At 42.1% G+C, this 14,265-nt stretch carries 17 protein-coding genes; 1 reads left to right on the top strand and 16 read right to left on the bottom strand.

What is annotated here, in order from left to right:
• Positions 1–145: 145 nt before the first annotated feature.
• The 7 genes from M1E09_RS07695 to M1E09_RS07665 all read right to left on the bottom strand — a co-directional run bounded on the left by M1E09_RS07695 (position 146) and on the right by M1E09_RS07665 (position 5,793).
• Positions 146–1,126 carry a biotin--[acetyl-CoA-carboxylase] ligase gene (locus M1E09_RS07695; RefSeq protein WP_456274253.1) on the bottom strand — a complete coding sequence of 327 codons (981 nt, stop codon included), beginning with the start codon at positions 1,124–1,126 and terminating at the stop codon, positions 146–148.
• Positions 1,111–2,295, bottom strand: coding sequence for a CCA tRNA nucleotidyltransferase (locus M1E09_RS07690; RefSeq protein WP_456274252.1), 1,185 nt, complete (start codon positions 2,293–2,295; stop codon positions 1,111–1,113). Before M1E09_RS07690 ends, M1E09_RS07695 begins: the two co-directional genes overlap by 16 nt.
• A 7-nt stretch (positions 2,296–2,302) precedes the next feature.
• Positions 2,303–3,436 (bottom strand): N-acetyl-alpha-D-glucosaminyl L-malate synthase BshA, encoded by a 1,134-nt coding sequence (gene bshA / locus M1E09_RS07685; protein ID WP_456274251.1) that lies wholly within the window; start codon positions 3,434–3,436, stop codon positions 2,303–2,305.
• A 3-nt stretch (positions 3,437–3,439) separates the two neighbouring features.
• Positions 3,440–4,141: a bacillithiol biosynthesis deacetylase BshB1 gene (gene bshB1 / locus M1E09_RS07680; protein WP_456274250.1), complete on the bottom strand. Its 702-nt coding sequence runs from the start codon at positions 4,139–4,141 to the stop codon at positions 3,440–3,442.
• Between the two features lies 1 nt (position 4,142).
• On the bottom strand, positions 4,143–4,556 hold the full coding sequence (gene mgsA / locus M1E09_RS07675) for a methylglyoxal synthase (protein WP_456274249.1): 414 nt from the start codon (positions 4,554–4,556) through the stop codon (positions 4,143–4,145).
• Positions 4,557–4,640: 84 nt separating this feature from the next.
• Entirely contained in the window at positions 4,641–5,444 is an 804-nt protein-coding gene (gene dapB / locus M1E09_RS07670) for a 4-hydroxy-tetrahydrodipicolinate reductase (RefSeq protein WP_456274248.1), read from the bottom strand.
• A complete protein-coding gene (locus M1E09_RS07665; protein ID WP_456274247.1) occupies positions 5,431–5,793 on the bottom strand; it encodes a nucleotide pyrophosphohydrolase in 363 nt (120 codons plus the stop codon). Before M1E09_RS07665 ends, dapB begins: the two co-directional genes overlap by 14 nt.
• A gap of 159 nt (positions 5,794–5,952) precedes the next feature.
• On the opposite strand from M1E09_RS07665, the gene M1E09_RS07660 reads away from it, so the two are divergent.
• The gene (locus M1E09_RS07660; protein ID WP_456274246.1) at positions 5,953–6,825 is read left to right on the top strand and encodes a YitT family protein; all 873 of its coding nucleotides are present in this window, start codon (positions 5,953–5,955) and stop codon (positions 6,823–6,825) included.
• Positions 6,826–6,901: 76 nt separating this feature from the next.
• Here the strand turns inward: M1E09_RS07660 and M1E09_RS07655 are convergent, their stop codons facing one another.
• The 9 genes from M1E09_RS07655 to M1E09_RS07615 all read right to left on the bottom strand — a co-directional run bounded on the left by M1E09_RS07655 (position 6,902) and on the right by M1E09_RS07615 (position 14,224).
• On the bottom strand, positions 6,902–7,582 hold the full coding sequence (locus M1E09_RS07655) for a zinc metallopeptidase (protein WP_456274245.1): 681 nt from the start codon (positions 7,580–7,582) through the stop codon (positions 6,902–6,904).
• A 56-nt stretch (positions 7,583–7,638) separates the two neighbouring features.
• A complete protein-coding gene (gene ypjB / locus M1E09_RS07650) occupies positions 7,639–8,430 on the bottom strand; it encodes a sporulation protein YpjB (protein ID WP_456274244.1) in 792 nt (263 codons plus the stop codon).
• A 65-nt stretch (positions 8,431–8,495) separates the two neighbouring features.
• Positions 8,496–9,104 (bottom strand): lipoprotein heptaprenylglyceryl N-acetyltransferase LhaT, encoded by a 609-nt coding sequence (gene lhaT, locus M1E09_RS07645; RefSeq protein ID WP_456274243.1) that lies wholly within the window; start codon positions 9,102–9,104, stop codon positions 8,496–8,498.
• Positions 9,105–9,335: 231 nt separating this feature from the next.
• Complete coding sequence (locus tag M1E09_RS07640) at positions 9,336–10,106, bottom strand: c-type cytochrome (RefSeq protein ID WP_456274242.1); 771 nt, start codon at positions 10,104–10,106, stop codon at positions 9,336–9,338.
• A gap of 55 nt (positions 10,107–10,161) precedes the next feature.
• Positions 10,162–10,836, bottom strand: coding sequence for a menaquinol-cytochrome c reductase cytochrome b subunit (gene qcrB, locus M1E09_RS07635; protein WP_456274241.1), 675 nt, complete (start codon positions 10,834–10,836; stop codon positions 10,162–10,164).
• 14 nt (positions 10,837–10,850) lie between these two features.
• Positions 10,851–11,360: a QcrA and Rieske domain-containing protein gene (locus M1E09_RS07630; protein WP_456274239.1), complete on the bottom strand. Its 510-nt coding sequence runs from the start codon at positions 11,358–11,360 to the stop codon at positions 10,851–10,853.
• A 146-nt stretch (positions 11,361–11,506) separates the two neighbouring features.
• On the bottom strand, positions 11,507–11,971 hold the full coding sequence (locus M1E09_RS07625) for a YpiF family protein (RefSeq protein WP_456274238.1): 465 nt from the start codon (positions 11,969–11,971) through the stop codon (positions 11,507–11,509).
• A gap of 400 nt (positions 11,972–12,371) precedes the next feature.
• The gene (locus tag M1E09_RS07620) at positions 12,372–12,914 is read right to left on the bottom strand and encodes a ReoY family proteolytic degradation factor (protein ID WP_456274237.1); all 543 of its coding nucleotides are present in this window, start codon (positions 12,912–12,914) and stop codon (positions 12,372–12,374) included.
• Between the two features lie 50 nt (positions 12,915–12,964).
• Positions 12,965–14,224 (bottom strand): tetratricopeptide repeat protein, encoded by a 1,260-nt coding sequence (locus M1E09_RS07615; protein ID WP_456274236.1) that lies wholly within the window; start codon positions 14,222–14,224, stop codon positions 12,965–12,967.
• Between the last annotated feature and the right edge of the window lie 41 nt (positions 14,225–14,265).

Here is a 14,265-nt window from a genome sequence, read left to right as displayed (position 1 = left end):
GTCCATTTGGATCAAGGCAGAATAATACTTATTATAATGTTGTAAGTTAATTATGGTGCAGTTCGCAGCCGATACTGCCCTTCATTGAAGATTATAACAAAAGTAATGAGGAATTCAATAGAAAAAAGGCAGCAAGAAAGCGATTTCAATTCAATTCAATATCCGCTGAGTATACTTCATGGATACGCCCTTCAGTATCCTCTATTCTTAATACGCCATCTTCATTGATTCCCAGTGCCTTTCCATGGATACTTCCGGTTATGGTCCTGGCCGTAATTTGTCTGCCAATGCTGGCGGCATAACTTTCCCAAAGTAATTTTATCGGAGTAAAACCTTTCTCCATGTACAAGTCATAGTACATTTCAAGCTTTTCCATTACCTTTTGGATTAACTTGGCCCGGGAAATCTTTTCCCCTTTCTCCATTGCCAGGGAAGTTGCAATAGTTTGAAGCTCTTCAGGAAAATCTTCTGTCTCCTGGTTGACATTCATACCGATGCCGATAATGATCGAATTGATTTTGTCCGCTTCTGCTTGAAGTTCTGTCAATATTCCGGTTACTTTCCTTCCGTGCAGCAAAATGTCATTAGGCCATTTAATTTCCGGACTTAGACCTGCCACCTCTTCTATTGCCTGCACCACCGCCACTGCAGCTATCAAAGTGAATTGAGGAGCTTTTTGGGGAGGAAGCTGCGGTTTTAGAATGATGCTCATCCAGATTCCAGTTCCTTTAGGTGAATGCCAGCTTCTCAGCAGCCTTCCTCTTCCTTCCGTTTGCTCATCCGCAATGACGGCAGTGCCCTCTTTTGCTCCTTCTTGCGCAAGGGCGTGAGCGATTTTCTGGGTTGAAGGTGCTGATTCTACGTATTCAATCGTTCTTCCTACTGCTCTTGTTCTTAAGCCCATGTTGATTTCATTCTGGCTTACCTTATCAGGCGCTTTGACGATTCTGTATCCCCTTTTTTTTACAGCCTCGAATTCATAGCCATCTTTTCTCAGCTCTTCGATATGCTTCCACACAGCCGTACGTGAACAACCTGCTATATCAGCTAAAGCTTGTCCTGATAAGAACTCGCCTTCAGTTTCCATAAATGCATCCATCAGTTTTTTTCTTATTGGTGATTGCAAAGCCCTAACCACTCCCTTATGGCATTTTTTTCATTGGGTATCTTGCCTTTGATGACTGCCATTTCTGCTTTTTTCAGCTCTTCTTTTATCCAGGCGCCACCTGTTTTTCCTGTCCATTCCATGAGGTCATTACCGGTTAACTGAAGCTGCCCTCTGTCCTTTATCGGCAGCTTATCGAATGATTTTTTTAGTTCATCAGCTTTTGCCTTACAATGATTGAGTACAGCGTAAACCGTTTCAACATCGACAGCTGTTTGATAACCGGCCTGATAGAGTGCGTATTGATCCCATTCTTTCGTTATCCTCGATAGAAGGAACGAATGCGCTCTAGTAATGTATTTCGCCTTTTTAGATGGAAGTCTCCAGTTTTCCAGGAAAGAAGTGCCGTCTTTTGATAGATACACAAGAAGCAGCCACATTTGGACGTTAGTAAGATGATTATAAGAAAGCATTCCTAGTGACCGAAACGCTTCTTCGCCGCTGTTCAGGCCAGGCAGATATCTATGTAAGCCTGTACGTTCCATTGTCTTAAAGGATGCCTCTTTATACTTTCCGCTCAGCAGTTTTTCAAACTCAGCAGTTACTCTTTCAACAGCAATATAATTTAGGGTTTTTCCATTTTGTTTAATGCTTTCAAATGTTTCAATATTCACCTTGAAATTGAGCTGGGCCATAAAACGAACTGCCCTCATCATTCTGAGGGCATCTTCCTTGAAACGCTCATCTGCTGCTCCTACTGTCCTGATCATACACGCTTTCAGGTCTTCTTCTCCCTGAAAAGGATCGTGAATGCGGCCGGAACTGTCCATGGCGATTGCATTCATCGTGAAATCTCTTCTTTTTAAATCTTCTCTTAGTGAAGTGATGAATGTGACTGATTCCGGTCTTCGGTGGTCCCTATAGCCAGATTCACTTCTAAACGTCGTAATTTCATAGGGTACACTCTTATTAATGACTACAACTGTACCATGTTCTATCCCCACATCTATTGTCTTAGGGAAAACCGATTTTACTTCTTCAGGCAGAGCGGAAGTTGCAATATCAATATCGTTGGTCGATCTGTTTAAGAGTAAATCCCTTACAGCCCCCCCGACAAAGAAAGCCTGATATCCCGCTTCCTCCAGCTTCCTAAGGACAGGCCTCGCCTGTTCAAACAATTCAGGCAGCATCTCATAATCACCTATCTTTCGCCAGCAGATTCATATATATGTCTTCATATTGGCTGACTATTTTACTCCAATGAAATTTAGTTCTCGCTGTGCTCAACGCATTTTCTGAAAGCAACTGGTAGGAACGGCCAGAACTAAACAAAGATACAGCCTTATCAGCGACAGTATCAATATCCCCCAATGGACAAATGAATCCGTTAAAGCCGTCTTCGATCACTTCTGGTATTCCGCCTATATCCGTTCCTATACAAGGGACCCCGCAAGCCATTGCTTCTAGGGCAACCAATCCAAAACTTTCTTTTTCAGAAAGCAGCAGCATCAGGTCACTCATGGAGTAAAGCTCTTCAAGGCTGTCCTGTTTACCCAGAAAGAGTACCTTATCTTTCAAGCCCAGCTCCCTTACCAGCTGGCAAATAACGGTCATTTCCGGTCCATCCCCTACCAAGAGCAATTTGGATTGGATTTGCTGACTTATCTTGTTGAAGGAATGGACAACATCCTGGACCCTTTTGACCGCCCTGAAGTTTGAGACGTGGATAATCACTTTTTCTTCAGGCATTATTCCATAATCTCTTTTTAGATGTTCAGAGTCCACTTTTCGGTAAACACGTTCATCGATAAAGTTGTAGACTGTTTCTATATCCTTATCGGGTTTGATCAGTGAATGCGTTTGATCCACGAGAGCATGGGAAACAGCTGTCACATGATCGGATTGCTCTATCCCGAATCGAATAGCTTCTGTTAAGGAAGGATCATACCCCAATACTGTAATATCTGTACCATGTAAAGTAGTTACGATTTTCAGTTCAGTATCTGCCATCTGTTTAGCCAGAATCGCACAAACAGCATGAGGCACAGCATAATGAACATGTAGAATATCAAGCTTTTCCCTCTTAGCCACCACAGCCATCTTGTTAGCAAGTGCTATATCGTAAGGAGCGTGCTGGAACACTGAATAATGATTCACTTCAACCTGATGATAATAGATATTAGGATACATTTTATTGAGCCTGAACGGAACACTGGACGTTATAAAATGTATTTCATGGCCTTTTTCAGCCAGCAATTTGCCAAGCTCGGTCGCTACTACTCCGGATCCCCCCACAGTAGGATAACAGGTAATCCCTATTTTTAATTTCATATACTACTCTCCTAATAAATCCTTGTGAACAATCAAAGTGTTATGAGCAAAAAATCCTTCTGCAAAAGTCAGTCCTGCTGATTTTCCCATCATTCTTTCCCTGGCTTCCACGGACTCCAGATACCCTTCTGTGAGAGGGGTGGAGACGCTAGCTTCAGAACGGACAAATTGACTTTGATATGCTTGCAAGCTATTTAATTTCGTTTTTATGTATTCTTTTATATCGATGACAAAATCAGGGTTATGAAAACCATTGATCATGTAAAAATACAAAGCAGCAGGCTTATGGGCATCCCCTAATTCTTCGCTCCCATACTTTCTGATACCTGCTGAAAAGAATGCTTCCTTAACCAAACCTGAAGCATTGCCATGATCGGGATGCCTGTCAATTTCGTAGGGTGCAAATACTGCTTTCGGCTTATAAAGCCGGATGATTCGGACAATCTGGTCTATGAATTCTTTTTTCATATATAACCCTCTGTCCGGCAAGCCAATATTCAGCCTTACCGCAGCACCGAGAATAGAAGCAGCCTCTTCTGCCTCCTTCTCCCTTGACTCCGGTGTCCCATTTGAAGACATTTCAGCCTTAGTCAAGTCACAAATGACGATTTGCTTTCCTTCTGCTGCATATTTGGCAATTGTTCCGCCCATTCCGATTTCAACATCGTCAGAATGAGCACCAAACGCCAGGATATCTGTTTCCATCTCAACTGTTCTCCTTCAAATCTTTTTGGATATCACGCCACTCGATATGCCCTCTCTCTAGTCCTTTAATCAGTACTTCCGCAGTCCCCATATTAGTAGCAAGCGGAACTGAATAGACATCGCAGAGGCGGATCAGAGCTGAAACATCCGGTTCATGTGGCTGTGCTGTCAGTGGATCTCTGAAGAAAATGACGACGTCCATCTTATCATTTGCAATATATGCCCCTATTTCCTGATCTCCGCCCAGAGGCCCTGATTTAAACCGTTCAATCTCCAGGCCAGTTTCTTCCGCAATTCTTTTCCCGGTTGTCCCTGTTGCATAGAGACGGTGTTGTAGGAATGTATTTTTATAAGCCAGAACAAAACGGATTAAATTATCCTTCTTTTTATCATGCGCAACTAAAGCAATGTTCAACACAAACACCCCTTCTGTAAACCCAGGCAGCAGACACAACGCCTATTGGAACACAAAGCTGTCCTGCCTCCTGAACTTTATTAATCAATCTAAAAGATTTTCTAACCCATACACCAATGTTTCCAGGTTCATTACCGTATCCACGCAGAACTTTACACCTGACATGAATGAGGCCCTGTTATATGAATCATGCCGGATTGTCAATGTCTGACCGTCAGCACCAAAAAGCACCTGCTGATGAGCAATAAGTCCAGGCAGCCGGACACTGTGAATATGCATACCTTCATAGTCTGCACCTCTTGCTCCTTCAATCGTCTCTTTTTCCTCCGGATGGCCCTGAACCTTTGGCTTTCTCTGAGAGGAAATCATTTCCGCTGTTTTGACAGCTGTGCCCGATGGTGCATCAAGCTTTTGGTCATGGTGAAGTTCGATGATTTCGACATCTTCAAAATATTTAGCAGCCATTTGAGAAAATTTCATCATTAATACTGCACCTACAGCGAAGTTAGGTGCGATGATACAGCCTAGGCTTTTCTCAGAAGCCAGTTCAGTCAATTCCTTCAATTGTTCAGTGGTAAAACCTGTTGTCCCCACCACCGGCCTGACACCATGCTCTAATGCTGTTTTTGTATGTAAATAACCCGTTTCAGGGGTGGTTAAATCTATAAGTACATCCGGAGTTCCTTCATTGAAACACTCATTGATATCTGTGTAGACAGGGACTCCGCGTGAATTCGCGAACCCCTCTATATCACTGAGCATCACACCTCCATTTTTGTGATCAAGGACGCTGATCAACTTCAAATGGCTTGTAGTTTCCACCATTTTCACCGCTTCACTGCCCATCCTGCCTCTCGGTCCCGCAATCGTCACCTTAATTGCTGCCATTACTTTCGTCCTCCTCTATACGTGTCCAGCGGTCTTTATCCCTGGTGTTAAATTTGTGCATAACTGTATTATGAGCTTTTTCAAGGTCTATTCCAAGCGAGTTGGCCAAACAGGTGATGACAAACTGAACATCCCCAAGCTCTTCTTCAATTGTATTTTCTTTTTCAGTGCTTTTTTTCGGTTTCTCACCATGATAGTGATTGATTTCCCTGGCCAGTTCCCCCATTTCTTCCGTCAACCGCGCCATCATGGCCAATGGACTGAAATACCCTTCTTTAAACTGGCTTATGTATGTATCCACTTCTTCTTGCATCTGCTTGATTGATTTATTGTTGTCATTGTGGTTCATTGTAAACACCTCGCTAATTTCTTCTATTATGTTAGCTAAAGAATCAATTTTTTACAAATAATTAGACTAGGGTGTCATTTCTGATGTTTATTGATAGTTTTCACCCGTTCCTATATAATTGCTCTGTTATAAAAATTGGAAAGATTGGAGGAAATGTCTATGCTCTTCGGACTCAAAATCAAAAACACACTATTCATATTGCTCGGTTCTGCAATATTTGCATTCGGACTGGTTCATTTCAATATGCAGAATGAGCTTGCAGAAGGCGGATTTACAGGTATTACCCTGTTACTATATTTTCTTGCCGGCATTGATCCTTCTTATTCTAACCTGGCGTTAAATATCCCTATATTTTTAATCGGGTGGAAGTTTCTGGGCAGGCGTGCATTTTTCTATACTATTATAGGGACGATAAGTCTTTCAGTATTCTTATGGATCTTCCAGCGATATCAAATGGCAATCCCGCTGGAAGGAGATTTGTTCCTGGCTGCATTGTTCGCCGGCGTATTCCTCGGTGTCGGACTCGGTATTATTTTCCGATATGGCGGCACAACTGGCGGAGTCGATATCATCGCAAGGCTTGTCCATAAATATGTAGGCTGGAGTATGGGGAAGACTATGTTTATGTTTGATGCCATTGTCATTTCGGTTTCTCTAGTTACATACCTTGGCTACAGAGAAGCGATGTATACTCTTGTTGCCGTCTTTGTTGGAGCCCGTGTGATTGATTTCATGCAAGAAGGAGCATACGCCGCCAGAGGGGCAATGATCATTTCTGAGAAACATGAAGAAATTGCGGATACCATCAATGAGAAAATGGACCGTGGTGTAACTGTCCTTAAAGGTCATGGTTCGTTTACTAAACAAAATCGCAATGTTCTCTATTGTGTCGTCGGCAAAAATGAAATTGTGCGTTTGAAAAATATTATCAGTTTTGTCGATCCTCATGCATTTGTATCCGTTACAGTTGTACATGATGTGTTAGGAGAAGGATTTACACTGGATGCTAACAAGAACCCTTTGGAAGACTAAAGTCAATTCTATAACGCATGCAGCAATAGATGAAAACAAAAAGTGCTTCCTGTTGTGGAAGCACTTTTTGTTTTGTTCAATCTTCGCCTTGCATTCCTGTAAAAATCAGCACAAGACGCAGCAATTCAATTATTGCCACAGCGGCTGCTGCTACATAAGTTAAGGCAGCTGCATTCAAGACTTTTTTCGCATGACGTTCTTCTTCATTGCGAATCAGGCCAAGAGAAACAATTTGGTCCATTGCTCTTGAAGAGGCATTAAATTCGACTGGCAAAGTGATCAACTGAAACAGCACACCAGCCGCCATCAATACAATACCCAGCAGGAACATTTCAGTAATAGTAGTGAAGAATCCGATCATGATAAACACCCAGGATAAATTGGAACCGATGTTGGCAACAGGTACCAGCGCGTGTCTAAAACGAAGGAAACTGTAGTTCTGGCCGTCCTGGATTGCATGACCGACTTCGTGGGCAGCAACCGCTGCACCAGCCACAGAATGACCATGGAAATTATCCGGTGATAATGCAACTGTCTTAGTTAATGGGTTGTAATGATCGCTTAGAAAGCCGCGTCCTTCTACAACCTTCACTTCATGCAAGCCATTTTCATCCAATATTCTTCTGGCCATTTCGGCTCCCGTCATTCCGGATGTGGTGGCCACCTTTGAATATTTCTTGAACGTCTTTTTGACATTAAGGCTGGCCATAATAGGTATCAGTGAAATAATAATGAAATAAAGGATAAATCCTCCCATTTCAAACCTCCATCTTGATGTGATTAATCAAATTTTATCCCGACAGATAAAGGTTGTCAATCCTTTTGCCTTTCAGACTTTGACTGCCCGGCTTGACCTTTATATTTTCTCCAGCCAACATAAGATAATGTAAGGATAATGATACTTCCTGTTGTGGTAATCACCCACCACAGAGATGGATCTGCTTCATCTTCTGTGAGGCCGTCAAACAAATCCTGTAAGTCACTCTCCAGTGTATTCAATTCATTCATTGCTTCAGGGCTTCCTCCTGCTTCACTCCGGTACCTGTCTATAAAAGTGATCCGGGAGTCAAGCTGCTGAACCTTTTCAACGGACACATCCAGTTTGATGCTTGGCTGAATGATACTGTACTTCGTCAAGAACTGATTGAGAGTGGAGTGATACTCCTCGGTGTTCCCGGCACTTGCAGCCTCCTGTACTTGTTGAAAGGCTGCCATGATCGGCTTTTCCATTTCTGTCCAGAGTGGCTGATGCTGGGAGGATATCGCATCCATGACCAGCCTGAAGGTGATGACTGAATCTACTCTTTGTTCTAAAGTCTCAGAGGAATTCGTCAGAGATTGCAAGGCCCCTTCGTGTGACACCGTAAGAATCCTCAGTTCATCCATTGTGAAAGAGCGGTCCATTGCCGTCAATTCATCGAACTTGTCCGAAAAATATTGTAAAAGCTGTCTCGCTTCATCAAATCGACCCGATTTTGTCATTTGCAAGGCCTCATCGGCGATGTTATCCAGCTCTGTTAAAGATGTTTCCCCAGCTGATGTATAAACCGGAACACTTAGCATAAAAAGTAATATTGCAAGCAAAACCGATCTGAATAATTTCATACTTGTCCCCCCTCAAACTACTAATAAATTGTATGAGAGGGTGGACAAGAGTAGACCTTAAAATTCTATTGATAGAGAGAATCCTGCAATCCGATGTTTCTTCTCTCCACTTTTCTAGTGAAAATATAACACAAGAATATTGAGGCAATGCTCAGCCAGAATGTAAAATACCCGATTTCCCTTATGTACAGATGGAGTTGTGAATAGGTAGGGTATTGCATAAATACATAGTCGATGACGTCATTATGCAAAGTCCAAATCGCAGCTGCGGCAATATGCCATGCCTTCACACGGTAATAAGGGGAATAGAGGATTCCTTGTACAGCCATTGCAAAGTGGGAGCCGATCAACATATAACCTTGCCAGGATAAATCACCTGCTACGGCCAGCGTCAATAAATTCATGACCACTGCCCAAATGCCATACTTGAATAACGTTATGATAGCCAGCGCTTCCATCAATGGCCAATTTTTCCCCAGTAAAAAGGCAGCAATCACAAAGCAAAAAAACAAACTGGCAGTAGGACTGTCTGGAACAAAAATTAAAAAGTGCGGAGCGGTTCTTTCCAATTGAGGAAGATACCAGATGTAACCATAGATTGTACCAAGCACATTGATAACCAGTAACAATCCCAGGAACGATTTGTTGGTCAGATAAGAATATAATAAATTCATACTTTCTTCCTTTCAGCTTCGGTCTAAAAGCTCTCATCATGTTAAAAAATATGCATCCATATAAATTATAAAGAAACAAGGGAAGATTATCCACTTTCTAAAGGCAGAAACCTTCCTGCATGGGAAAGAATCCTCTATACAGGCGCATAAGTGTCAATAAAGCAGGCTTTTTTAAAATTTTATCTTTATATTTTTCAATAAAAAAAAGACCCAGCAAAGCTGGATCTTTTTTTATTCACTTTGGAGTTCTGCAATAAATGTTGCCAGTTTAGCAAGTTCTTCGTCAGTACCATTAAACATACCTGCAGGCATTCCTGGCGGTTTACCGTTCACTGCGATATCAGCAATTTCTTCTTCGCTAAGATCTAAGTTAGCTAGAGAAGGTGCAGCTGCACCGCCTTGAAGTGTATCACCGTGACAGTTGATACATCCGTTTTCTTGATAGATCTGGTAACCTTCAGATTCAGTATCAACTTCAACTTCCGCAACGATCTGGCCTTGTTTCTTAGCTGCTTCCCAGTCATGGTTGACAACTGATTCCCAAGTCAGGAAAATCGTCGCTGCAAGAGCCAATAACATGAATCCTGTCGCAAATGGACGCTTTGTAGGACGGCGGTGAGGCCCGCGGTCAATGAATGGAGCTAATAGAAGAGCTCCAAAAGCAAGTCCTGGAATAACAAATGCACCGATAACATTATACGGACCAGATGCATAAGTGTACTTTAACAATTGATAAAGAAATAAGAAATACCAGTCAGGTAATGGAATATATCCCGCATCCGTTGGATCGGCAATACGCTCTAACGGCGATGGATGAGCTACCGTCAGGCACAGATAACCGATTAAGAATACCGCTCCAACCAACCATTCTTTTAACAAGAAGTTCGGCCAGAAGGCTTCTGTTTTCCCAGGGAACTCGGAATAATCTTTCGGAATGTTAGGCTTACGTTCTGCAGGTACACGCGAGTCACCTACGAACTTCATCCCTTTCCCTCTATGCATAGTGTCCCCTCCTTTTTAATTAAGGTGAATCAATAACCTTGTTGAATTGAATATCTTACAACGGGCCTGAAATCCCTTGTTTACGAATCATCAAGAAGTGAGCTCCCATTAAGCCAAGCAAAGCTGCAGGCAGGAAGAACACATGAATGGCGAAGAAACGAGTAAGAGTCTGTGCTCCTACAATCGTAGCATCACCGGCTAGGAGGGTCTTAACTTGTTCTCCGATAAACGGTGTTGCTGCTGCAATTTCCAAACCAACCTTGGTCGCAAATAGCGCTTTCATATCCCATGGTAATAAATATCCGGTGAACCCAAGACCAAGCATGACGAAGAAAATAAGTACTCCGACAACCCAGTTCAATTCACGAGGCTTCTTGTATGCTCCTTGGAAAAAGACACGTAACGTATGTAAAAACATCATTACAATAACTAAACTGGCTCCCCAGTGGTGCATACCGCGGACAATTTGTCCGAAAGCTACTTCATTTTGAAGATAATAAACAGACTGCCAAGCGTTTTGAATATCCGGAACATAGTACATTGTCAGGAACATTCCAGATAAGATTTGAATGACTGTCACGAAGAAAGTCAAACCGCCAAAGCAGTAGACGAATGCAGAGAAATGATGTGCAGGGTTAACATGCTCAGGCACTTCATGATCAGCAATATCGCGCCATAAAGGCGTAATGTCTAAACGCTCATCAACCCAATCATACATTTTGTTCAGCACTGATTACGCCTCCTTTACTTTACAAGTTTATTTGGTTCTGGTTTTCCAAGGTATAAGATACCGTCTTTTACCTGTGTTGGATATTGATCCAACGGTGCTACCGGCGGTGTTCCAGGAATGTTTTTCCCGTTTTTCTTATAAAGGCCGCCATGGCATGGGCAGTAGAACATGTTCTCATGATTCTTGTCCCCATTCCAGTTAACTGTACAGCCCAAGTGCTTACAAACTGGCGAAAGCGCTACAACATTGCCTTCTTCATCTTTGTAAACCCAAGCTGTCTGAGTGATCTCAGAGGTGTACCACGCATCTACTTGCTCGTAGCTGTAATCCACACGTACAGGTTCAGTTGTTAAATCATCAACCTTTTGTTTCGTTGCGATGAAATCGCCTCCTGCTTCTGCTTTCAGTACAGGATCGATTGCAAAACGAACCATTGGCATCAACATTCCGGCAGCCATGAAACCGCCTACACCAGTTAGCGTATAATTAAGGAATTGACGTCTAGATACACGTTGTTTACTCATCCTTATCCCCCCTCTATCGTAAGGTCAGTCCGACGGACATTTTTCGCACAAATATAAAACTAGGACATAATAATGATATATTAATCTCTCTATCAGGTCAATAAGAGAGTGATTTAAAAAGATGGCAACAATGTGACTTTTTTATGTCAGCCCTCACTCTGCCATTTTTTTACGATTACATTTAACAGCTGCTTGACCTGATCCTCCATTATTGAGTGTTTGTATTTTTCTTCAAGATTATCAAGCGGAATTGAAGGAACCCACATCAGTGCTCGTTCCAGCCCTTCGTTACTGAATTTCCAATCACTATCAGAAGTCAGGAAAAACACATATTGGAACCCTGAATCTTTCATGCTTGATCTCCACTCACTCAGCCTTTTCTCAACTGCCCCCTTGTCTTCCGAATTAAGATAAGTAAAGGCCGGGAATAACATCAGCCTCCCTTTGAATTGATGTTCAAGATACATGGACAGCAGGGATATGAATTCTCCCTGGGCAGCAAATGTTTTCATATTTTCTTCCATCCCTACAGGGAGCAGGGGGACAATCGCTGTGTCGATGTATTTTTTTTCTTGTAAATAAAGCTCAACTTCCTTGCCATTCCAGTTCATTGCATTCACCTCTTGTTTGTCCTTCTTGCCGATTATGATACCACTATATCTTTTCGGATGAAAGTTTGATGGTACCTAGGATATAAAAACCTATTGGAATCAGGTGTGCGAGTGAAGTGCAATTTACAATTCATTTACTTTCAAGACAGTTTTTCAAACTTCTTGATCGTTTGAGCATCTAGGCTTCTCTACGATGTTTTTTTGTTTTCTATGGCGGCATACCGTCTTTGCAGGGGGTTCAATTTGGCTTAAGAAATACTGCGGGTTTACGTAAATTGAGATCCAACGCCAAAAAATCCCCTGCACTAATTGAATAGCAACAATACTTACAAATGAGGGTTGTATAATAAAATAAAAAAGCTGACATCCATTTATTATGGATTGTCAGCTTTTTTATTAGTCAGCTTGGTATGTTCTTTAATTGTGTGGTGAGCCTTTCGAATTCCTCTTTATCATTTCGGTCAAGAGCCTGATCTATGGCCGCCAGAAGCTTTTGTTTCTGGTATGTCTCTATACTGCTTTTCAGGAATTGTTCAGCGATGATCCTGTCTTTTTCATTGATAAGCAGGTATTTCGGCATGAATGGGTTTTCTTCCTGTACTGCAGCGTACTGATAAGAGGCATTTGACTTGCTGAAATTCAGTTGAATGTAAATATCCTCATCCTTGTTCAGCCTGATATCATGAAACGACTTTTCTGCGTCTGTTGTCATGATATTTTCTTTGTAGAACCTGAAAGGCACTTCCTCTACACAGTGGGTGGACATGATCAACCCTCTTGGACAATACTGTGCTTCTTCAACAAAATGAACTTTTTTCATAAGCTGGTCGTGACTCATAAGGTAATTTAGAATCCAAACACATTCGCGTCTTTTCAGCTGGTAACGATTTAAGAACCACCGGATGAAATCCTTTTTCTCGTTGACAGATACAGGGGTCTTCATTCTATTCCCTCCTCTGCGTATTATTTCTTTCCGATTCAATCGGAGCGGAGCTATTCTTCCAATCTTTCTATTACCATTGCCCATTCTTCGTTTGAAGGATCTTTCTTTAACAATTCTTTAAATACTTCTCGTGCTTCGCCGTGTTCTCCTTCTTCGATAAGGAAATATCCATATTCTTGAAGAAATTCAGTATGTTCTTTAAAGAAAGTATATGCAAGACGGTATTGTTTTAATGCTTCTTTATAATCTTCTGTTTTTTCATAAGCTGTAGCTGCGTCCCAGTGGAGCTGAGGATCTTCCTCCCCTTCACTTTCCATCAGTTTGATTATTTCAAGGATGTCTTCGTACCTTTCCTGCTGAAGAAACAATTTGTTCAGTGTCAGTGCGGCTTCCATATAGCCTTGGTCAAGCGCCAGAGATTCCCGCATAAACTGCTCAGCTTCCTCTTCTCTACCCAGCTTCAAAAGGATTTTACCTCCGTGGAACAGTAACTCTTTGTTAAACTCATCATGTGTGATTCCCTGCTTCACTGTTTCAAGGCTTTTTTCAAGTTCTTCTTCATGCTCATAGGCTTTTGAAAGCAAAAGGTAAAGTGAATTGTAATCCGGATCAAGTTCTTTAACTGATTCAAGCTTTTCTATAGCTTTAGAATAATGGCCCGCCTGGTAAGCAGTGAATGCATAACCGAAAAGAGTGTTAATTTCCAGGTGCTCATCCAGCGCTTTTTCATAATGGTCCATCGCTTGCTCAAAGTCTCCTCCAGCACTAAGCGCCTCTCCCATCCTTTGATGAACATCGACCCCGCCTACATTGATTTTGCCTGACTTCAGCACATTTTCATATGACCGGATTGCTTCAAGGAACTTGCCAATTTCCAGATATAGTTCCCCGAGCGCAAAATCAATGACAGGTTCTTCAGATAAGATTCTCTTGGCTTGCAGCAATTTCTGCTCGCTTACCTCGAAAAGGCCTTGCATTTGGTATAAATCCGCCTGTAAAAGTAATGCTCTCGGATAATCCGGATCCGCCTCATCCATATCTGAAAGCAGATCCAGCGCACCTTCCTCATCGTCCATTTCCACATGAACTTCTGACAACATTACCAGCAGCTCGCCTTCTCCAGGATATTTTGACACGAGGATTTCAAGTAATTCCTTGCATTCTTCCAAAAATCCCAGATGATAAAGGCTTTCTGCAAGTGAAAATTTTTCTTCATCAGCACCTAAGTTCTTCACCCGCTTGAAATGTTTTCTCGCACTTTCCAAATCCCCGCTTTCCAGGGAAGTCAGCATTTCTTCTGCATAGTTCATATTAAATATTCCTTTCTTCTACAAGTACTTTATAGAAGGGT

The organism is Bacillus sp. AK031 (genome assembly GCF_053903065.1).
Note: the sequence above shows the minus strand (reverse complement) of the source record. Positions and strands in the feature narration are given on the sequence as shown.

What these genes read in the sequence shown, in the direction of transcription:
- M1E09_RS07690 (WP_456274252.1), bottom strand. Translation starts at nt 2,295, where the DNA reads ATGCTGCCTGAATTGTTTGAACAGGCGAGGCCTGTCCTTAGGAAGCTG.
- bshA (WP_456274251.1), bottom strand. Translation starts at nt 3,436, where the DNA reads ATGAAATTAAAAATAGGGATTACCTGTTATCCTACTGTGGGGGGATCC.
- bshB1 (WP_456274250.1), bottom strand. Translation starts at nt 4,141, where the DNA reads ATGGAAACAGATATCCTGGCGTTTGGTGCTCATTCTGACGATGTTGAA.
- dapB (WP_456274248.1), bottom strand. Translation starts at nt 5,444, where the DNA reads ATGGCAGCAATTAAGGTGACGATTGCGGGACCGAGAGGCAGGATGGGC.
- M1E09_RS07665 (WP_456274247.1), bottom strand. Translation starts at nt 5,793, where the DNA reads ATGAACCACAATGACAACAATAAATCAATCAAGCAGATGCAAGAAGAA.
- M1E09_RS07660 (WP_456274246.1), top strand. Translation starts at nt 5,953, where the DNA reads ATGCTCTTCGGACTCAAAATCAAAAACACACTATTCATATTGCTCGGT.
- M1E09_RS07655 (WP_456274245.1), bottom strand. Translation starts at nt 7,582, where the DNA reads ATGGGAGGATTTATCCTTTATTTCATTATTATTTCACTGATACCTATT.
- ypjB (WP_456274244.1), bottom strand. Translation starts at nt 8,430, where the DNA reads ATGAAATTATTCAGATCGGTTTTGCTTGCAATATTACTTTTTATGCTA.
- lhaT (WP_456274243.1), bottom strand. Translation starts at nt 9,104, where the DNA reads ATGAATTTATTATATTCTTATCTGACCAACAAATCGTTCCTGGGATTG.
- M1E09_RS07640 (WP_456274242.1), bottom strand. Translation starts at nt 10,106, where the DNA reads ATGCATAGAGGGAAAGGGATGAAGTTCGTAGGTGACTCGCGTGTACCT.
- M1E09_RS07630 (WP_456274239.1), bottom strand. Translation starts at nt 11,360, where the DNA reads ATGAGTAAACAACGTGTATCTAGACGTCAATTCCTTAATTATACGCTA.
- M1E09_RS07625 (WP_456274238.1), bottom strand. Translation starts at nt 11,971, where the DNA reads ATGAACTGGAATGGCAAGGAAGTTGAGCTTTATTTACAAGAAAAAAAA.
- M1E09_RS07620 (WP_456274237.1), bottom strand. Translation starts at nt 12,914, where the DNA reads ATGAAGACCCCTGTATCTGTCAACGAGAAAAAGGATTTCATCCGGTGG.
- M1E09_RS07615 (WP_456274236.1), bottom strand. Translation starts at nt 14,224, where the DNA reads ATGAACTATGCAGAAGAAATGCTGACTTCCCTGGAAAGCGGGGATTTG.